The sequence below is a fragment of the Amylibacter marinus genome, from assembly GCF_030160015.1.
Taxonomy (GTDB): Bacteria; Pseudomonadota; Alphaproteobacteria; order Rhodobacterales; family Rhodobacteraceae; genus Amylibacter; species Amylibacter marinus.
The window spans coordinates 520,741-539,699 of record NZ_BSNN01000002.1 but is presented as its reverse complement, the minus strand read 5'-3'; the positions used below and the strand labels follow the sequence as shown (position 1 = coordinate 539,699).

The 18,959-nt window shown below is 53.1% G+C and carries 17 protein-coding genes; 7 read left to right on the top strand and 10 right to left on the bottom strand.

Going from position 1 to position 18,959, the window contains the following annotated elements; translation table 11 throughout:
- Positions 1-30 precede the first annotated feature (30 nt).
- The gene (locus tag QQL62_RS03435; protein ID WP_284376141.1) at positions 31-2,118 is read left to right on the top strand and encodes a ComEC/Rec2 family competence protein; all 2,088 of its coding nucleotides are present in this window, start codon (positions 31-33) and stop codon (positions 2,116-2,118) included.
- Here the strand turns inward: QQL62_RS03435 and lexA are convergent.
- The 7 genes from lexA to QQL62_RS03400 form a co-directional block, all read right to left on the bottom strand.
- Complete coding sequence (gene lexA / locus QQL62_RS03430; RefSeq protein ID WP_284376140.1) at positions 2,115-2,801, bottom strand: transcriptional repressor LexA; 687 nt, start codon at positions 2,799-2,801, stop codon at positions 2,115-2,117. The genes QQL62_RS03435 and lexA overlap by 4 nt on opposite strands.
- Before the next feature lie 88 nt (positions 2,802-2,889).
- Positions 2,890-3,648 (bottom strand): sulfite exporter TauE/SafE family protein, encoded by a 759-nt coding sequence (locus QQL62_RS03425; protein WP_284376139.1) that lies wholly within the window; start codon positions 3,646-3,648, stop codon positions 2,890-2,892.
- Complete coding sequence (locus QQL62_RS03420; protein ID WP_284376138.1) at positions 3,645-4,829, bottom strand: molybdopterin molybdotransferase MoeA; 1,185 nt, start codon at positions 4,827-4,829, stop codon at positions 3,645-3,647. Before QQL62_RS03420 ends, QQL62_RS03425 begins: the two co-directional genes overlap by 4 nt.
- Positions 4,826-5,302 carry a cyclic pyranopterin monophosphate synthase MoaC gene (gene moaC, locus QQL62_RS03415; RefSeq protein WP_284376137.1) on the bottom strand — a complete coding sequence of 159 codons (477 nt, stop codon included), beginning with the start codon at positions 5,300-5,302 and terminating at the stop codon, positions 4,826-4,828. Before moaC ends, QQL62_RS03420 begins: the two co-directional genes overlap by 4 nt.
- On the bottom strand, positions 5,302-6,105 hold the full coding sequence (gene trpC, locus QQL62_RS03410) for an indole-3-glycerol phosphate synthase TrpC (RefSeq protein WP_431355743.1): 804 nt from the start codon (positions 6,103-6,105) through the stop codon (positions 5,302-5,304). The genes moaC and trpC overlap by 1 nt, the downstream gene beginning before the upstream one ends.
- Complete coding sequence (trpD, locus tag QQL62_RS03405; RefSeq protein WP_284376136.1) at positions 6,105-7,124, bottom strand: anthranilate phosphoribosyltransferase; 1,020 nt, start codon at positions 7,122-7,124, stop codon at positions 6,105-6,107. Before trpD ends, trpC begins: the two co-directional genes overlap by 1 nt.
- The gene (locus QQL62_RS03400) at positions 7,121-7,702 is read right to left on the bottom strand and encodes an aminodeoxychorismate/anthranilate synthase component II (protein ID WP_284376135.1); all 582 of its coding nucleotides are present in this window, start codon (positions 7,700-7,702) and stop codon (positions 7,121-7,123) included. Before QQL62_RS03400 ends, trpD begins: the two co-directional genes overlap by 4 nt.
- Before the next feature lie 119 nt (positions 7,703-7,821).
- Between QQL62_RS03400 and QQL62_RS03395 the strand changes: the two genes are divergently transcribed.
- Entirely contained in the window at positions 7,822-9,330 is a 1,509-nt protein-coding gene (locus QQL62_RS03395; protein ID WP_284376134.1) for a divergent polysaccharide deacetylase family protein, read from the top strand.
- On the opposite strand, the gene trpE is transcribed toward QQL62_RS03395, so the two are convergent.
- Both trpE and QQL62_RS03385 read right to left on the bottom strand, forming a co-directional pair.
- Positions 9,327-10,838 carry an anthranilate synthase component I gene (gene trpE, locus QQL62_RS03390; RefSeq protein ID WP_284376133.1) on the bottom strand — a complete coding sequence of 504 codons (1,512 nt, stop codon included), beginning with the start codon at positions 10,836-10,838 and terminating at the stop codon, positions 9,327-9,329. The genes QQL62_RS03395 and trpE overlap by 4 nt on opposite strands.
- 2 nt (positions 10,839-10,840) lie before the next feature.
- Positions 10,841-12,730 (bottom strand): SurA N-terminal domain-containing protein, encoded by a 1,890-nt coding sequence (locus QQL62_RS03385; protein ID WP_284376132.1) that lies wholly within the window; start codon positions 12,728-12,730, stop codon positions 10,841-10,843.
- A 102-nt stretch (positions 12,731-12,832) separates the two neighbouring features.
- Here QQL62_RS03385 and QQL62_RS03380 point away from each other — a divergent pair, with 102 nt between their 5' ends.
- Positions 12,833-14,650 carry an ABC-F family ATP-binding cassette domain-containing protein gene (locus tag QQL62_RS03380; RefSeq protein WP_284376131.1) on the top strand — a complete coding sequence of 606 codons (1,818 nt, stop codon included), beginning with the start codon at positions 12,833-12,835 and terminating at the stop codon, positions 14,648-14,650.
- A gap of 5 nt (positions 14,651-14,655) precedes the next feature.
- On the opposite strand, the gene QQL62_RS03375 is transcribed toward QQL62_RS03380, so the two are convergent.
- Positions 14,656-15,078: an Lrp/AsnC family transcriptional regulator gene (locus QQL62_RS03375; RefSeq protein WP_284376130.1), complete on the bottom strand. Its 423-nt coding sequence runs from the start codon at positions 15,076-15,078 to the stop codon at positions 14,656-14,658.
- A gap of 87 nt (positions 15,079-15,165) precedes the next feature.
- Between QQL62_RS03375 and rocF the strand changes: the two genes are divergently transcribed.
- The 4 genes from rocF (at position 15,166) to QQL62_RS03355 (ending at position 18,917) form a co-directional block, all read left to right on the top strand.
- The gene (rocF, locus tag QQL62_RS03370; protein ID WP_284376129.1) at positions 15,166-16,095 is read left to right on the top strand and encodes an arginase; all 930 of its coding nucleotides are present in this window, start codon (positions 15,166-15,168) and stop codon (positions 16,093-16,095) included.
- A gap of 19 nt (positions 16,096-16,114) precedes the next feature.
- On the top strand, positions 16,115-17,044 hold the full coding sequence (gene ctlX / locus QQL62_RS03365) for a citrulline utilization hydrolase CtlX (RefSeq protein ID WP_284377183.1): 930 nt from the start codon (positions 16,115-16,117) through the stop codon (positions 17,042-17,044).
- Entirely contained in the window at positions 17,044-18,090 is a 1,047-nt protein-coding gene (gene ocd, locus QQL62_RS03360) for an ornithine cyclodeaminase (RefSeq protein WP_284376128.1), read from the top strand. The genes ctlX and ocd overlap by 1 nt, the downstream gene beginning before the upstream one ends.
- A gap of 137 nt (positions 18,091-18,227) precedes the next feature.
- Positions 18,228-18,917, top strand: a complete 690-nt coding sequence (locus QQL62_RS03355) for an AbiU2 domain-containing protein (RefSeq protein ID WP_284376127.1) — start codon at positions 18,228-18,230, stop codon at positions 18,915-18,917.
- Positions 18,918-18,959 lie beyond the last annotated feature (42 nt).

Below are 18,959 nucleotides of genomic sequence, written 5' to 3'. Positions count from 1 at the left end.
TAGACCTTGCTTTAGGCAATCGAGGTTCCCATGGCAAGAGACGCTGTTTTAACAGCAGTAAAGCTGAGCATATTAGATCAGCGGCAACGGGGCCTGTTATGGGCGCCGATGTTGCTTGGGATTGGCATATGGGGCTACTTTAAGCTCAATACAGAACCAAGTGCTTCGCTGTTTTATGCCGCAATTGCCTGCTGTGTGATTTGTGCTGTGGCTTTCTTTATATTACCCGAGATTTGGGGCGTAGCCTTTGCCTGTGTGGGGTTGGTGGCGCTGGGGTTTTGTCTGTCAATGGTGCGAGCACATTCCGTCGCTCAACCTGTTCTGGGGTGGCGTTATTACGGTGATATTGAGGGCCAGATGGTGGCGATGGATCGATCCAGCACGGGGCGTACGCGCATCACATTGGCCAACCCCAGCATGCCCCCCATTTCGCAGGCTAGAACGCCGCAAATCATCCGTGTTAGCCTGATGGACGAGAGCGTTTTGCCAGAGCCCGGGCAGAGGGTGCGTGTCACTGCCAGCGTTTCCCCCCCCAGCGGCCCATCCGAGCCGCATGGGTTTGATTTTCAGCGCTATGCGTGGTTTCGCGCGCTGGGGGCGGTGGGCTATACGCGCAAACCCGTAGAGGTGGTGCGTCAGGCCGAATTGGAAAACTGGCGATTGCGGGTCTTTGATTTGCGCCTGCGCCTATCCCAGAGTTTGCGTCACTATTTGCCCGAGAAAGAGGGGGGATTTGCTGCGGCTATCTTAACGGGGGATCGCGCCCATGTGGATCAAGGCTCGCTGGATCATCTGCGGCGATCAAATTTGGCGCATTTGCTGGCGATTTCTGGCCTGCATATGGGGCTACTAACGGGCGTTGTATTTGTGTTCTTGCGTGCTGGTCTCGCTCTATGGCCTCGGGTGGGACTGCGGGTTTCGGGTAAAAAAGTGGCGGCGGCCTTGGCCTTGGTTGCGGGATTTAGTTATCTGATTATATCGGGAGCAGCCGTAGCCACAGAGCGGGCCTTTATCATGGTGGCGGTGATGCTGGGGGCGATTATCGTGGATCGGCCGGCGATTTCATTGCGGGCGGTTGCGATTGCTGCGCTGATCATCCTAACGTTCTGGCCCGAAAACCTGTTATCGGCTGGGTTTCAGATGTCCTTTGCCGCGACGACGGCCTTGGTGGTGGTGTTTCGATGGTTGGGGAAATACCCGCCGTGGCGTGCATTGCAGAGGGGGAGCTTGCGCATTGTTTACCCATTGATCGGGTTGCTGGCTTCTTCTTTTGTGGCGGGGATGGCGACAGCGCCGTTCTCGGCCTATCATTTCAATCAGGTTTCACACTATGGTATGCTGGCCAATGCTATGAGCCTGCCGATTATGGGGATGGTGGTGATGCCTGCGGCGGTGCTGGCATTGCTGTTATCGCTCATTGGCCTGCAGGCCCTGCCTCTGTGGGTGATGGGACTGGGGATCAGCTGGATACTTGCGGTGGCACAATGGGTGTCTGGGCTGGACGGTGTGGTCAGCATGATCCCGCAAGCCGGCCCCAATGCTCTGGCGGTGATGGTGGTGGGGGGGATGTTGGCGATCCTGCTGGACCGCTGGCAAAAGATGCTGGGGTTGGCGCTGGTTTTGGTTGGAATGTCTATTTGGGTTGGGGCGGATCGTCCTGATGTTTTGGTTTCAGGAAATGGGCGGATCGTTGGAATAATGCAGGATGATCAACGGGTGTTGAATCGCAAGCGCGGCAATGGATTCTCTGCGCGCACATGGCTGGAAAATGACGGGAGGGTTTTTGACCAACCAGCCCTTGCGGCGGCCTTTGTGGGGGATGATGATTTTTTCGATGTAAAGGTTTCTGGCCAAAGCATTCTGTATCTATGGCAGAAGGATGTCTCCGAACAAACGCTGCATAGCTATTGTCGCGATCATGCGGTGGTAATCGCGCCTAAATACACAGATTGGATTAATGGCACATGCGAGATTTGGGGCGCAAAACGTCTGAAACAGGATGGATCGCTTGCGTTTATCGATGGGGCTGAGGGCTTGAAAATAGAAACCGCGCGCCAAGAAAATGGCACGCGGCTCTGGAATTCCTATCGGCAACGTAAAAATACGTTGTTTGACTAATAGGTGCGAATAAGACCGACCAGCTTACCCTGAACCTTGACCTGATCATCGCGGTAAACGCGGGTTTCGTAGGCGGGGTTTGCGGCCTCTAGCGCAATGACTGATCCGCGCTTGCGCAGACGTTTTAGCGTCGCCTCTTGATCCTCTACCAAGGCTACTACTATATCGCCATTATCGGCATCGTTTTGTTCGTTGATAACAACAATATCGCCATTGTTAATACCCGCATCAATCATGGAATCGCCTTTGACCTCTAGGGCATAATGGCGACCATTGTTTTTTAGCATTTCACCGGGAACCGAGACATTATTGGCCACTTGCTGTATGGCCTCAATGGGTGTGCCGGCGGCGATCCGCCCCATAACGGGCAGGTTGATGGCATTGGCGGCCTCGATGGGCAGGGCCTCTGCGGGGGGCGGGGTTAGCGATCCTTCGATGACGCGGGGCTGAAAACCACCGCCCTCGAAGCTCTCTGGTAGGCGCAGGATTTCTATGGCGCGTGCGCGGTGCGCTAGGCGGCGGATAAATCCGCGTTCTTCTAACGCGGTGATTAGGCGGTGAATGCCAGATTTAGAGCGCAGATCCAAAGCGACCTTCATCTCATCAAAGCTGGGGGGCACGCCATCCTTCTGCATCCGCTTATGAATGAATTCAAGCAAATCGAGTTGTTTCCGCGTCAGCATATCAAATTACCCCTGTCTGTATACCTTATGTTCTCATTGGTTCTATAGGTGTTCTTGCTTTGTGTCAAATGTTATCCACAAGCATGGGCTACATCACCTGTGTAATCCCATCATAGATCAACTTTAGACCAGCGAAGGTTAACAAAAAATATGCAATTTTTATAAAAAGCTCTTGGGGGAGCGATTTATGCACCTTCAACCCGATAAATACCCCCAGAGGGATCATGGGGGCCAACAGCATGCTAACATAGCCAGTCTGCCATGTGATTTGACCAAAGTAGAGGTAGGGGGGCAGTTTCATCAGGTTTATCCATGCAAACAGGAACCCCATGGTTCCAACATATTCAGATTTCTGTAGCCTTTGATTTAGCAGAAATGCCCGCACAGGGGGCGCACCCGCATGGGCCAAGTGGCTGGTGAACCCCGAGACAATGGCAAAAAGCACCCCGTATTTTAACGGGATAATACCGCCAATTTTTGGCAGGATCGGTGATAGATAATAGGCGCCTGCAAACCACAGCGCTATACAGCCAACCAATAAACGCACCCATGACGGATCAATTTTCCCAAAGGTCAAAGCCCCCAAAGCGATGCCTACCATCGCCCCAGGGATCAGCATGATCAAAATCCGCCGTTGAGCGTGGTGGCGGTAATTCCATAGATTGGTTGAATCGATGCCCACCAATAACGGCAGCAGGATACCCGCGGCCATGGCTGGATGAATAAACAGCGAAAGCATCGGCACACTTAGCGCGCCAAAGCCTGCCGCTAGTCCTGATTTAGATACCCCAGTTAAGAAGACCATAATCGCCGCCACCGCAAAGAAGCTGAGCGGGAGATCCATCATAGGGGAATGACCTCGATCAAATCCCCCTGTTTGGCGGCGGGCGCGTTGGCTTCTCTGATCAATAGGGCATTGGCTTGCTGAAGCACCGATAGCAGGCTGCTGTCTTGGCGTGAAAGGGGCTGTACGGATAGTTTGCCATCGATGTTTTCAAGCGTTGCGCGCATGTAATGCCGGCGGGGGCCATTTGGGGGAATGTCTCTGCTTAGGCTTGCGGGTTGGCTGGGCAGGGCAGAGCGGCCCAGACCCAGTAGGGCGTTGAGTGCGGGGCGTATAAACACATGCCCGCAGACCATCGCGCTTACAGGATTGCCGGGCAAGCCGATCATAGGTGTGGAGCGCAGGCGTCCCGCCATCAGGGGTTTTCCCGGACGCATGGCCACTTTGTAAAATGCGGTTTCTAGGCCCATTTCTTGAGCTGTTGATTGCACGAGGTCATAATCACCCACAGAGGCCCCGCCCAAGGTTACGATCAAGTCCGAGGGTTGGGACATATTCAAGACGGCAGTTAAATCATCGGCATTGTCATGGGCAATGGGCAGAATTCTCGCGACAGCACCCAGTCCTTCAATCAGCGCCTTTAGGCCGTAGTTGTTTGACGAAATAATCTGATTTGCATCAGGGGTTTCACCAACGGCCACCAGCTCGTCCCCTGTGGCAATCAGCGCAACAATAGGTCTGCGCCGCACGGGCAGGGTGGCGATATTCATAGACGCCAGCAAGGAAATCTCGGCAGGGCCAAGACGTACAGGGGCCTTTAGGGGGGTGCCTTGGCTAAAATCCCCGCCTCGTGGGCGGATATAGCTAGAATGGTCGCGGTTGTCATGGGGGGTAATCTGCGCGCCATCGCGCGTACAATCCTCTTGGATCAGGATATGATCAGCGCCCTCTGGAACTGGTGCACCTGTGAAAATACGTACCGCTTGGTAGGGGCCAAGAGTTCCGTCAAAACGCCCGCCAGCGGCGGATTCCCCGATGACCTCTAGCGGCTTACCCGTGTCGATATCCCCAAGGCGCACCGCATAGCCATCCATTGCAGATGCAGAAAAAGGCGGCTGGTCACGCTGGGCGAAAACATCGCGCGCCAATATGCGCCCGCTGGCCTGTGCAAGGGGCACCTCTTCCACCTCTAGCGGCTCTAATAGGTTCAATATTTGGTCGAGGGCTTGATCAACGCTGATCATTCGGCCTCGATCCGCCCAGACTTGCCGCCATCCTTTAGGGTGACGCGCAGATCGGTGATACGCATGGTTTTATCCGCAGCCTTTAGCATGTCATAGACGGTGAGGGCGGCAATATTAACAGCCGTTAGGGCCTCCATCTCGACACCGGTTTGGCCAGTGGTTTTGACCGTTGCCTCGATTTCAATCGCGTGATCCTCTGGAATTGGGGTTAGATCAATGGACACCTTGGTAATGGGCAGGGGGTGGCACAGGGGAATTAGATCCGCCGTTTTTTTTGCACCTGTGATGCCTGCAATGCGGGCAATACCCAAAACATCGCCTTTTTGGGCGGTACCTTGCAGTACCAAATCTAGGGTTGCGGGCAGCATAACAATTCGGCCGCGTGCGGTGGCGATGCGCGCAGTCACTGCCTTGGTGGATACATCCACCATATGGGCCTGACCTTGGGCGTTAAAATGCGTAAGATCGGCCATCAGGTCGCCACGACCGGATTGGCCAGCAGGGTTTTGGTTGCGCTGGCGACATCGCTTTGGCGCATCAAACTTTCGCCAATCAGGAAACTGCGCGCACCAACCGCGGCCATCTCGGCCATATCTTGGGGGGTGAAAATGCCGCTCTCTGTGACCATGTGGCGGTCTGCTGGCACATTGGTGGATAGGTCACGCGTGGTATCAAGGGTTACATCGAACGTTTTTAGATTGCGGTTATTGATCCCCAATAGCGGGGATTTGCAGTCTAGGGCGCGGTCTAGCTCTGCGCGGTCATGTACCTCTAGCAGAACATCCATGCCCCATTCAAAGGCGCATGCCTCTAGCTCTTGCGCCTGTTGATCGCTGACGGATGCCAGAATGATCAAAATACAATCCGCCCCCCATGCGCGGGCCTGTGCAACCTGATAGGTATCATACATGAAATCCTTACGCAGAGCCGGCAGGTCACAGGCGGCGCGTGCATCAGATAGGAATTCTGGCGCCCCTTGGAAGCTGGGCGTATCGGTCAGCACCGACAGGCAGGTGGCCCCACCCTGGGCATAGGCGCGGGCCAGGTCTGATGGGTGGAAATCGGGCCGGATCAGGCCTTTGGATGGGCTGGCCTTTTTAATCTCGGCAATCAACCCATAGCCGTTTTCAGAGGCCCCTAGCAGGGCCTGCGCAAACCCGCGCGGGGCATCGGTGGTCTTTGCCAGATCCTCTAGATCAGAAAGTGGCAGATCCTCTTTCTGTGCTTCAATCTCTAACAGTTTGTAATTTTTGATTTTTTCTAGAATGTCGGCCATTATTTTGCCCCTGATGTATAGGCGACCAGTGCGGCCAATTTTGCCTTGGCCTTGCCTGAATCGATGCTGTCGCGGGCGATTTCTACACCCGCCGTAAGAGTGTCGGCATGATCGGCCACCACCAATGCGGCGGCCGTGTTCAGCAATACCGCATCGCGATAGGCCGAGCGCTCGCCCTCTAGCAAGGCGGCCATTGCGGCGGCATTGTATTCGGGCGTACCACCAACGATATCAGCAAAGGGATGGACCGGCAGGCCCGCTTCTTCGGGTGAAATTTCGCGCTGGGTGATTTGATCGTCTTCTAGGGCTGCAACCCATGAAATACCGGCGATGGAAATTTCATCTGTCCCATCCGATCCATGTACCAGCCATGCCTTTTCTGAACCCAGTTCCTGAAGAACTTGCGCCATTGGCAGGATCATATCGCGTGAAAATGCACCCGTGAGCTGGCGTTTTACACCCGCCGGATTTGTCAGCGGGCCAAGGATGTTAAAAATGGTGCGTGTGCCCAGCTCGGTGCGGGCGGGCATCACGTGTTTGACGGCGGGATGATGCATTGGGGCCATCATAAAGCCAATGCCGGCCTCGTTGATTGCGCGCTCGACTACCTCGGGGCCTACCATGACGTTCACGCCACTAACCCCTAATGCATCTGCAGTGCCAGATTTTGACGATAGGTTGCGATTGCCATGCTTGGCCACCACAACACCGGCACCGGCGGTTACAATGGCCGTAGCGGTAGAAATATTCAGCGTTGATTTTCCATCCCCGCCAGTACCAACGATATCCATGGCTCCAGCGGGTGCTGATACAGGGTTACATTTGGCGCGCATAACGGCGGCGGCGGCGGCATATTCATCGATGGTTTCACCGCGGGTGCGCAGGGCCATCAAAAAACCACCAGTTTGGGCCGCGGTTGCCGCGCCCGTCATTATAATTTCAAACGCGGCCTCGGCCTCGGTACGGGTTAGGGGCCCATTGGCCGCCTGATTGATGAAGGGTTTTAGCGCGTCGCTCATACGGGAACCTTTACTGTATCAAGGAAATTTTGCAGCATTTTATGCCCATGTTCCGAAGCAATGCTTTCGGGGTGAAACTGACAGCCATGAATGGGCAGCTCTTTGTGTTGGAGGCCCATAATGGTGCCATCCTCTAGTTCTGCGGTGATTTCCAAACAGTCAGGTAGGCTGTCGCGTTCAACAACCAAGGAATGATAGCGCGTGGCCTCAAAGGGGGTTGGCAGCCCCTTAAAGAGGCTTTTTCCCGTGTGGTGCATGGAACCCATTTTACCATGCACGATCTCATGACAGCGGATGACCTTGCCACCAAAGGCCTGACCGATGGTTTGATGCCCAAGACAAACGCCTATCAAAGGGGTTTTGGTTTCGGCCGCGGCTTGGGTAATAGCTAGGCAAATGCCTGCCTGTGCTGGATCACAGGGGCCAGGGGACAGCATGATTGCGCTGGGATTAAGGCCCATGGCCTGTTGCACATCCAACTCATCGTTGCGTTTGACCACAACATCTGTTCCTAACTCGCCCAGATAATGCACCAAATTATAGGTAAAGCTGTCGTAGTTATCGATCAAAAGCAGCATGTGATCCATCCTTGGGTGACTATTAGGGGTGTATCCCTATTGATTTCACGCTATAAATGCGCAAACTCGGGTGGAATGGTCAAGTGCTGTTCGAATAAATTGGTTAGGGATCCGCGAATATGTCTAGTTTGAAAATGGTTTTAGGTTTTATTGTTGGTTTTTTGGCCTGTGCGATCCTGTTTAGCCTCTTATCTATTCGAATGCCGATCCTCGAATCTAGTGCAAAGGGAGCCGAAAACTCTAGGGTTACTATTGCCAGCGCTGGTCGAAAAAGTAAAGAACAAAATGGCAACATTGTTGAGAATTCCACAGAGACGTCAATTTCGGTGGAAAATCCCGGCACGGTGTTTTTACCGTTTCCAGAGCCAGAGCCAGAGCCAGAGCCAGAGCCAGAGCCAGAGCCAGAGCCAGAGCCAGAGCCAGAGCCAGAGCTTGTGGAAAATTTGAACGATAAGTCTGAACAAACCATTAATACCGTTACTGAGACCACCCCCCAAGACGTAATCGAAGCTGATGCTGCGCCTTTAGCGGAAGCCGAGATCAAATTCCCTCGGAACGAAAACGCAGCGGCCGCGACGCTTGAGCCTGATAAAGAGGCCAAAACAAACAGTTTAGAAAACGGCGTAACACTGCCTGAAAACTTGATCATAGCAGCTGATGAGACACCCGAGACCAATACCCTTGCGCCCCCTCTAGAATTACCAAACCTACCGCAAGCGCCAGCTGCGACGGCCCTTCCAATATTGCCCAAAACACCGCAGGGAACACCAAAATTGGCCAGTGTACCGTCGATCGACATAAAACCAGAGGTGCCAGAGCGCGCCACATCAGAGTTCACTCCGCGTCTGCCCAATTCAAAATCGACCGGACAGTCCTCTCGTTTGAAGCTGGCATCGGAAGAACAGACCTCAGTTGCGCCCCCAACGCCGGTATCAGCCAAGAATGCGTTTGAGGATAACAGCGTGCCTTTTGTCTCTGATGGGAACCCTTTGATTTCTATCATCTTAGAAGACCTTGGGGGCCGGGGTGCGGCACGTGAACGTTTGCTAAAGCTTCATAACAATTTTGCCTTTGCCCTAACGGGTCTTAATGCCAATGCTCCAGCGGTATCAAAACAATATTTTGATGCGGGTTTCGAGGTGGTAGCCCTGATGCCAGTCACCGGCATCGAAGAGTTGCGCGCCGATCCCGATAATGCGGCCCAACAATTTCAGAACTATTTTGAACAGGTGCCCCACAGCATTGCAATATTGGATAATCTGGATGCAAAGCTTCAAACCGAGCGCGCGCTTTTGTTACCCGCACTAACGGGTTTGGTGGCGTCGGGGCATGGGATCATCACCTATGATCAGGGGATTAACACCACTATACCATCAGCACAGAAACTTAATGTGCCTGCTGGGCTGATAGATCGAGTGCTGGACGCAAACAACGAAGATTTCGCCAGTATAGAACGCACGCTTGATCGTGCTACGCTACAGGCCAATCAAAACGGCGCTGTGATCCTATTTGCGCGCGCCACCGACAGCACGCTTCAGGTGATCGAACAATGGATGCAATCGCCACGCGCACTAAGCGTAACCCTAGCGCCGGTTTCGGCCTCTATGCGTGTTTTGAGCGGGGGCTAACCGTTTCCAGTGCTATTGGTGAACTGATCCGCCTGAAGGGCTGCGGTTTGTAATGCCTTGGATTTATTCACGGTTTCTTGGAATTCGGCCTCTGGATCGCTATCATAGACCACGCCGCCACCTGCTTGGATATAGAGCTTTTGGTCCTTGACCACAGCGGTGCGCAGGGCAATGCAGATATCCATATCGCCACCGGATGAGAAATACCCAACACCGCCGCCGTAAACGCCGCGCTTCTCGGTTTCCAATTCATCTATAATTTCCATGGCGCGGACCTTGGGTGCGCCCGAAACAGTACCCGCAGGCAGGCCGGCCAAAAGGGCGGATAGGGCATCTTGGTCGTCGGACAGTTCACCCAGCACGTTGGACACAATATGCATCACATGGCTATAGCGCTCGATGATGAATTGTTCGTTGGGATTAACCGTACCTATTTTCGCCACACGCCCCACATCATTGCGCCCTAGATCCAGCAACATCAGATGCTCGGCCAGCTCTTTCTGATCGGCCAGCAGATCTTGCTCTAGGGCCAGATCTTCTTCTGGGGTTTTCCCACGAGGGCGGGTGCCTGCAATGGGGCGAATGGCCACTTCGTTGCCTTTGACCCGCACCAGAATTTCGGGGCTTGCCCCCACCACCTGAAAGGCCCCGAAATTAAAGTAGAACATATAGGGCGAGGGGTTGGTGCGGCGCAATGCGCGATACAGCGAAAAGGGCGCCAAGGGGAAATCAACCGTCCAGCGCTGACTGGGCACCACCTGAAAGATATCGCCAGATTTGATATAATCCTTGGCCTTGTTCACCCGCTCGAAATAGGCCTCTTTGCTGGTGTTTGAAACCGGTGTTCCGACTTTCGGTTGCGGGGCAGTGGGGGTGGCGTGGTGCACAGGGCGATCCAGATCACGCAGGGCGGCGGTGATGCGCTCGCCTGCCTGCGCATAGGCGGCCTTCGCTGACAGATCGCTGTTGTACCATGCGGGCGAGACAATGGTGATCTCATCCTTTACCCCGTCGACAATCACAACAACCGAGGGGCGCATCATAATCGCATCCGGCAAGCCGATCGTATCGGGATTAACATCCGGCAAATATTCCACATGGCGGATCATATCATAGCCCAGATAACCAAACAGCCCCGCCGCCATGGGCGGCAGCTCCTCTGGTAGGTCGATTTTGCTCTGTTCGATCAATCCGCGCAAAGAGGTCAGCGGTTCGTCCGGTTGCACTGCAAATGTATCATCATCCAGCAGAGCCTGTGCATTAATCTCTGCGCGTGTTCCATCACACTTCCAGATCAAATCTGGGTTCATACCGATGATGGTATAGCGCCCGCGCACATCCCCCCCCGTTACGCTTTCTAGCATAAAGCTGTTCTTGCGTGCTTGGGTCAGCTTTAACATCAAAGAAACAGCCGTATCTAGATCCGCTGACAGGCGGGTATAGACCAGAGCGTTTTTCCCGGCCTTGTACTGGGTTTCGAAGGCACTGGCAGAGGGTATAATCTTCATTCTTAGAAATGTCCGCTTGGGGCTGGTTGTCCACCAATGATTTGCAGGTTCAATTGCTCGATCGCTGATTGATTCAAGCGTACGCCATCACGTGTTTCGATTGCGGCCATAAAGGCGGTTAGCAAATCATTTGCGGTTTGATTAGACAGCTGTTGTGTGACCTCTGATAGCATAGATTGATTGCCCTCGGTATCGGCATCAAACGGGGTTACGTCATTGATGCGGGCGATATATACCGCGCCGTCCTCGCGAGCGGACAGGATGGATCCGGCCTCGGATTCGAAGATTTCTAATGTTAGCTCCGCGCCCAAGCCTTCGATGAATTCGCCGCGTGTTACGTTTTTAGATGTGCTTTTCTCAAGGTTTAATTCCGCAAAATCAGCCCCTTTTGCAAGCTTTTCACTTAGATCTGGCACCAGTGCCTCTAGGCGGGTTAGGGTCTCGTTGGCCTGCCAATCGGCAATCACAGTACTGCGCACTTCATCTAGGGGGCGCAGGGTTGGATCGATTATTTTGTCCACTTGCAATGCAAAAACGCCGCCATCAGATAGATCGGTCAGCTCTGGAAAATCCCCGACTCGTGCAGCAAAGGCCGCTTGGCGGAATTCTAGATAGGCGGCGAATCCTTCGGTGCTGGAGGGTTCCATCGAAATCTTGCCCAGCTCCATATCGGTTTCTTCGGCTATTTCGGCCAAAGTGGCACCGCTGGCCAGCAGATCATCGAGATCGTTCAGACGTTCGGAAATCAATGCACGGCTTTCCTCGCCAACAAACTCGGCGCGCAACTCTGGTTTCGCATTTTCAAATTCTAAAATCTGCGCATCCATAACGGCATTGATGCGAAAGAGCGCAGGCCCAAGGTCTGTTTCAACGGGGCCAACAATGCCTAAATTTCCATTCGCAAATAGGGCCGCATCGATTTCCGCGCTCAGGCTGCCTTGCTCGACCTCGCCCAAATCAGCATCCAGAGGTTCTAGACCGCGTTCTGCGATCACGTCATCAAAGGTCACGATGCTGACATCAATGCGCGCTTTTGCATCGGTGGCGGCGGCGGTATCTGCAAAAATCACCCGGTCAACAGAACGGCGTGCGGGGCGGTTAAACCGCGAAAATTGGGCATCATAAGCGGCCCTTAGGTCTTCGTCGGAAACCTCTACCTGATCCTCTAGCATTTCTGGAGTCAGGCTAACATAGGTGATTTCGCGAATACGCGGCGCAGTATAGGCCTCTGGGGTGGCCTTGTATTGCGCCTGAACTTGAGCATCCGTCGGGATTTCAACAGGGGCTGGCAGTAAATCATCACCCAATGTCGCCCATTCAAAGCTGCGCTGTTCACGGGCGTATTCCAATAGAATAAGCGCCTGACGCGGGTTCAACCGCAGGCCAGAGGCAACCGAGCTTTCAATCAGATCACGTGCCACTGATTTGCGGGTTTGCTCCTCATAATCATCCACAGAAAGACCTGCTCTTGATAGGGAGAATTCATAAGCTTCGCGATCGAAACTGCCGTCTAATCCGGTAAAGGATGGGGTGGATAGAATTTCTTGGGCAACTTTCTCGTCGCCGACGCTGATGCCTAGGCGCGCGGCCTCGTTACTTAGGGCGGATAGGCTGACCACATTACGCAATGCGGTTTCCTGTAGGCGTAGCGCGGCAACTTCATTTTGGGATAGCGCGCGGCCGAATTGCTGGTTGGCGGCGTTAAGCGTGGAATTCAATGTTGCTACATAAGAATCGACAGAAACCGGCTCATCCCCCACCGATCCAATTGAATTCAATCGTGCCCCATCGGGCCCACCAGTACCAAAGCCAATTAAGCCCAATCCTAACAGGGCCATTAGCCCATACATAAATACCTGATTTTTCTTGTTACCACGCATGGACGAAAGCATAAGTCACCTCATTAAATTCCTGAAAAACGTTTTAGGCAGAAGCTTTGCCACAAGCAAGGTGAAACGCTTGACCATTGCGCGACAATCCCACATTAAGCGGCCATGGCTAAACCACCGATCTTAACTCTCAGCGATGTAACCCTGTCTTTCGGGGGGAATCCGCTGTTCGATAAACTTTCCGTTTCAATCCTAGAGGGAGAGCGCCTGTGCCTCGTAGGGCGTAACGGATCGGGTAAATCCACTCTTATGAAGGTGATCGCAGGTTTAACCGAGCCCGATGAGGGGACGCGATTTTTGCGCAGTGGCTGCGCGGTGGGCTATATGGATCAACACCCTGAATTAGGTGCCTTTGATACCCTGCGCGATTACACCCTGTCTAATCTGGATGAAATGTTGGCCTATAAGGTGGATATCATCGCCGAAGGGCTTAAGCTGAATTTAGACACCGCCTGTGATATGGCATCGGGCGGCGAGCGGCGGCGCGCGGCATTGGTGAAAATTATGGCCGAAGAGCCAGAATTGATGCTGTTGGACGAGCCGACCAACCATTTGGATATCGAGGCCATTGAATGGTTGGAGCAAGAATTGAAAAGCACCAACACAGCCTTCGTTCTTATCTCGCACGACCGCGCATTCCTGCGCAGCCTAACCCGCGGCACCCTCTGGGTGGATCGCGGCAAGGTGCGCAATAACCCAAAAGGATTCGAGGCTTTTGAAGATTGGCGCGATAAGGTTTTTGATGAGGAAGATCAACAGCGCCACAAATTAAACCGCCTAATCAAGGCAGAGGCCCGTTGGGCTGTCGAGGGAATATCAGCACGGCGCAAGCGTAATCAGGGTCGTGTGCGGCGCCTACATGCGCTAAAGGACGAGCGCTCTAGCCAGATCAAGCGCCAAGGGACGGCGGCAATGGAACTGGCCAGCGGCCCAAAGTCTGGAAAGCTGGTGGTGGAGGCCACGGATATCACCCATGGATTTGGGGACAAGGCAATTGTCGCGGATTTTAATCTAAAGGTCACACGCGGCGAACGCATTGCATTGGTGGGGCCGAATGGGGTGGGGAAAACCACGCTGTTGAATATTCTAACCGGTAAATTGGCCCCAGATCAGGGTGTTGTGCGCACGGGGCATGGTCTGGTCACAGCGATCTTTGATCAAAATCGATCAGAGCTGAACAATGACGCCACCCTTTGGGAAAGCTTGACCGAAGACAAGGAGTTGGGCGTTTCAGGGAAAAACGATCAGATCATGGTACGCGGAATGCCGCGCCATGTGGTCGGCTATTTGAAAGAGTTTCTGTTTGATGAAACACAGGCCCGTGGGCCGGTATCAGTGTTGTCAGGTGGTGAAAAGGCTCGCCTGTTGTTGTCGCGTATCATGGCCAAGGCCAGCAATGTGCTGGTGATGGACGAGCCGACCAATGATTTGGATGTGGAAACGCTGGATCTTTTACAGGAAATTCTAGATGGCTATGACGGCACGGTTTTGCTGGTTAGTCACGACCGTGATTTTCTAGATCGTGTGGCCACCACCACCTTGGCCTTCGAAGGCAACGGGCGGGTCACGGCCTATGCGGGGGGCTGGTCTGATTATCAGTCCCAGCGTCGGGATATGCCCGAGAAGATTGCGAAGAAAACGGGCAAAAAGCCCAAGAGCAAGGATGTGGCCACGCCTGCTTCTATGCCCCAAGAAAAGTTGACCTTTGCCCAGACCCATCGGTTGGCGGAACTCCCTGCGGTGATGGAGCGCCTCGCGGCGGAAATCGCAAAGCTAGAGGAATTCCTTGCTGATCCGAACCTGTTCACAGATCATCCAGCCAAGTTCCAGAAGGCATCTGATGCATTGGTAGAGCGCCACGGCGCATTGGCCGATGCCGAGGAAGAGTGGATGGCCCTAGAAGAGTTGGCCGAACAGGGATAGCGCGATTAGGAATGTTTTGTCGAGAGCAGAAGATTTGTCTCTGATCCTGCTACCCCTTTGATTTTGCGTATTTTAAATAGGCACTGATCTAATTGTTCCAGAGTTTGGGTTGCCAGCTCTACGATCATATCCCACTTGCCGTTGGTGGTGTGCACGGCGCTGACCTGTGGCATCAGCAATAGCCTTTGGCGGATGCTCTGCGCACCTGTTCCCTCGATTTGCAACATCATGTGGCCGCGCACCGGATGGGGGGTAACGTCGGATTTAGTCAGGATCGTGAAACCCGCAATTTCACCCGAGGCCATCAAAGCATTCATGCGGGTGCGTACGGTGGCACGGGTGATCTGTAAATCCAGCGCCAAATCAGACAGGCTGGCACGGGCGTTTTTCTTTAGTGCATTCATCAGAGATATATCCGTAGTGTCCAAAACTGATATCCATTCTGTTTAATTGTTGACTATTTTGATCGATTTGATGGGTGTATCATTTATCGTTTTGTACTGCAAACTGCCTATATGAAACCAAAACATTGCATATTAATCGGCGCGCCACAGGATAGTGGCAAGGATATCAAGGGTTGCTTGATGGGCCCTGATGCGTTGCGAACTGCTGGGATTACGCAGATGATCCGTGAGATGGGCCACAGCGTGGTTGATCTGGGCAATATGACCCCAGATATCTATGACACTGACCCCACAGCGCGTGATGGCATCCATATGCTGCGTGAAAACATCGGTTGGACAAGGCGGCTATGTGAGGTGGCCGAGCAGCAAATGGGGCAGGGGTTTCCAATTTTTATGGGGGGGGATCACGCGCTTTCTGCAGGGTCTGTATCTGGGGTGGCACGCTATGCGGTATCGCAAAATCGCCCGTTGTTCGTTTTGTGGTTGGATGCGCATTCCGATTTTCACACCCCCAAAACCAGCAGCAGTGGCAATCTGCACGGCACACCTGTAGCCTATATCACAGGGCAGGCTGGCTTCGAGGATTACCCGCCGCTTCGTGCAGTTGTTCCCCCAGAACAGGTCGGGATGATTGGCTTGCGCTCGGTAGATCCTGCGGAAAAACAAGCATTGCAGGCGCTGTCAATTTCTATCGCTGATATGCGTTTGATCGATGAATTTGGAATCAAAACCCCCTTGGTTCGTTTTCTCGAGCGTGTAGGCGCCGCCAATGGCCTACTACATGTGTCATTGGATGTTGATTTTCTGGATCCCAGTATCGCTCCCGCGGTTGGTACCACCGTGCCGGGTGGCGCGACCACGCGCGAGGCGCATTTGGTGATGGAGTTGTTGTCAGACAGCGGTTTGATGACCTCGATTGATCTGGTGGAGCTGAATCCATTTTTGGACGAGCGCGGCCGAACCGCACAATTGATGGTAGATCTTTTGGCATCTGGTCTCGGGCGGCGTGTCTTTGATCGCAATACACGCCCTTTTATGTGAGGATAGAATGAACCAAATGTTGAACAGCCTTCAGGCCCCCAGGGCGGTATTGATGGTGCGCCCGCACCAATTTACCCCCAATGCCGAAACGGCGGCAGACAATGCCTTTCAAACAGATCCAAAACGAGGCAATACATCCGCGCACGCCTTGGCGGAATTTGATGGCGCGGTTGCACGTTTGCGCGCGCATGGTGTACGGGTGCATGTCTTTGATGATACCGGCGCGCAGACGCCGGATAGTGTCTTTCCTAATAATTGGATTTCCACCCACTCTGGCGGGCAGGTCGCACTCTACCCGATGTATGCGCCCAGCCGCCGACGCGAGCGGCGCGCAGATGTTCTGGATATGCTAAAGGTGCGTTATCGTGTTGAAAACATAATAGATTATTCCGGTCTGGAACAGGATGACCTGTTCCTAGAGGGCACGGGTGCTATGGTGCTGGACCACATTGGGCGCATTGCCTATACCGCAAAATCCAATCGAGCTGATCCGCTGATTTTGGAACGCTTTGCGACGCATTTCTCATACGAGCCGATAATGTTCGATGCAGTAGACCCTGAGGGGCGCGCGATATATCACACCAATGTTTTGATGTGTGTTGCCACCAACTTTGCCCTGATCGGCCTGTCGCTGATTTCTGATCCTGATCGCCGCGCCACGGTGGTGCGCCGCCTAGAAGAAACGGGGCGCGACGTGATTGAGCTAAGCTTTGATCAGATCGCCAGTTTCGCGGGGAACGCGATCGAGCTTACTGGCTCGAACGGGCATATTTTGGTTTTATCAACCACCGCGCTGAATAGCCTAAATGCGGATCAAAAGGCGCGCATCGAACGCCATGCGACACTGGTACCGGTTGATGTGCCCACCATCGAACATGCGGGCGGCTCTGCACGCTGTATGATTGCCTCTATTCACTTAACCGCGCGCCCCCGTGCAGGAGAAAAATAATGCTGACCCCCTCTGACAAAGCTTTGGTGCCCTTCGTTTCCGTAGACAATATGATGGGATTGGTTCACCATATCGGTATCGAGAAGGTCTTGGTGGATTTGGCCGCAGATATCGAGGCTGATTTCAAGCGCTGGCCCTTGTTTGATAAAACCCCGCGCGTGGCGTCGCATTCGGATGTAGGGGTGATTGAATTGATGCCCACATCTGATGGCGAAATGTATGGGTTCAAATATGTAAATGGCCATCCCAAAAACACCAAAGAGGGGCTGCAAACGGTTACGGCCTTTGGCCTATTGGCGGATGTACAATCGGGCTATCCTGTGTTGCTGTCGGAAATGACTTTGTTGACGGCCCTGCGCACGGCGGCGACCTCGGCGTTGGTGGGGAAATATTTGGCCCCCAAAGGTGCCAAGACCATGGCAATGATCGGCAATGGCGCGCAGTCCGAATTCCAATGTTTGGCGTTTAAGGCGGTCTGCGGCATCGACACTGTGCGCCTGTATGACATTGATGCAGAGGCCACCAAGAAAGCCGCCCGTAACCTAGCAAACAAGGGTCTAACCGTTGTGCCCTGTTCCACAGCCCAAGAGGCCATTAACGGTGCCGAGATCATCACCACCTGCACCGCGGACAAGCAATGCGCCACAATTCTAACGGATAACATGGTTGGCGCAGGGGTGCATATCAATGCGATCGGTGGTGATTGCCCGGGTAAAACCGAATTGCATGGCGATATCCTGAAGCGGTCTGATATTTTCGTCGAATTCCCACCACAAACGCGGGTAGAGGGCGAGATACAACAGTTGGCCGATGATCATCCGGTGACCGAGCTGTGGCAGGTGATGACGGGGGATGTGGTTGGGCGTAAATCCGACAGTCAAATCACCCTGTTTGACAGCGTTGGCTTTGCCATCGAGGATTTCTCGGCCCTGCGCTATGTGCTGAAAAATATTCGAGGCACGGCGTTTTTCGATGATCTGGATATGCTGGCCGACCCCGATGATCCGAGGGATTTGTTTGGGATGTTAGAGCGGCGATTGGGGTAGGGAGTGTGATTGTGTCGTAGGTTTTTTGGCAACATTCACAAACGGCTTCTCCTACTAATAGCTGGTTCTTGTGATACTGTTCGAAACGTTCTATCGTGACAATTTTGTAGGTTTAGAAATTTTTTATGGAATTATATATGACTTTAAAAGACTATCAAGATAGATATGGCCCCGAGCTCGGAGAAGTAATATTTCACGTAGAAAGGGCCGTAGTCGAACTACAAATTACATGGCGTGATTACTGTATTCTCTTTGAGAATAATCCTAAGCGTAATGAATTACTGCGCAAAGCGGGGGGCAATACCGTTTTGCGAATTCAGAGACTATTTCAAGACGATATTGTTATGCAGCTAAGTAGGCTTCTGGAAACATCTAATTCTAAACAAAACAGGGCTATGAATTTAGCTCTGCTACAGACCCAGTTGCTGGAAGAACACAATGAGTTTGCGCAGAAAGTTCCTTGGACCAAGAAAAAAGCCTGGAAAAAGTTAAAATTTCATCGAGACAAGAGAATTGGACACGCAGAGGTAAATGCATTCAACGACGGTTTAGCCTCAAATTGTTTTAATCGTGATTATGTTTCGGGTGTGATTGATAAAATTCGAAAAATATTTGAACATATCAGTGCAAATCGAGATGACCTGAACTCGAGTGAAAAGTCTGCAGATCGATCTTGGAGAATTATAGGGCCGGCCCCAAGCGCCAATTGGCTTCTCCACACCATTTATTTGGGCGTCGAATGTTTTGATGAATCGGGACTAGATACTACGGTTCCTGATTGGTTGCGAGAAAGCGAGCAAGATATTTATGGGTATACCCGTAACTAACTTCCATCGCTGCATGTTGTACTAACGGGTACCTATCGCCAA

Excerpts from the sequence above, each read along its gene's own strand:
- QQL62_RS03355 (WP_284376127.1), top strand. The coding sequence starts at position 18,228 with ATGACTTTAAAAGACTATCAAGATAGATATGGCCCCGAGCTCGGAGAA.
- QQL62_RS03380 (WP_284376131.1), top strand. The coding sequence starts at position 12,833 with ATGGCTAAACCACCGATCTTAACTCTCAGCGATGTAACCCTGTCTTTC.
- trpC (WP_431355743.1), bottom strand. The coding sequence starts at position 6,105 with ATGGCCGACATTCTAGAAAAAATCAAAAATTACAAACTGTTAGAGATT.
- QQL62_RS03435 (WP_284376141.1), top strand. The coding sequence starts at position 31 with ATGGCAAGAGACGCTGTTTTAACAGCAGTAAAGCTGAGCATATTAGAT.
- lexA (WP_284376140.1), bottom strand. The coding sequence starts at position 2,801 with ATGCTGACGCGGAAACAACTCGATTTGCTTGAATTCATTCATAAGCGG.
- QQL62_RS03420 (WP_284376138.1), bottom strand. The coding sequence starts at position 4,829 with ATGATCAGCGTTGATCAAGCCCTCGACCAAATATTGAACCTATTAGAG.
- trpE (WP_284376133.1), bottom strand. The coding sequence starts at position 10,838 with ATGAAGATTATACCCTCTGCCAGTGCCTTCGAAACCCAGTACAAGGCC.
- QQL62_RS03385 (WP_284376132.1), bottom strand. The coding sequence starts at position 12,730 with ATGCTTTCGTCCATGCGTGGTAACAAGAAAAATCAGGTATTTATGTAT.
- QQL62_RS03400 (WP_284376135.1), bottom strand. The coding sequence starts at position 7,702 with ATGCTGCTTTTGATCGATAACTACGACAGCTTTACCTATAATTTGGTG.
- rocF (WP_284376129.1), top strand. The coding sequence starts at position 15,166 with ATGAAACCAAAACATTGCATATTAATCGGCGCGCCACAGGATAGTGGC.
- ocd (WP_284376128.1), top strand. The coding sequence starts at position 17,044 with ATGCTGACCCCCTCTGACAAAGCTTTGGTGCCCTTCGTTTCCGTAGAC.
- trpD (WP_284376136.1), bottom strand. The coding sequence starts at position 7,124 with ATGAGCGACGCGCTAAAACCCTTCATCAATCAGGCGGCCAATGGGCCC.
- moaC (WP_284376137.1), bottom strand. The coding sequence starts at position 5,302 with ATGGCCGATCTTACGCATTTTAACGCCCAAGGTCAGGCCCATATGGTG.
- QQL62_RS03425 (WP_284376139.1), bottom strand. The coding sequence starts at position 3,648 with ATGATGGATCTCCCGCTCAGCTTCTTTGCGGTGGCGGCGATTATGGTC.
- QQL62_RS03395 (WP_284376134.1), top strand. The coding sequence starts at position 7,822 with ATGTCTAGTTTGAAAATGGTTTTAGGTTTTATTGTTGGTTTTTTGGCC.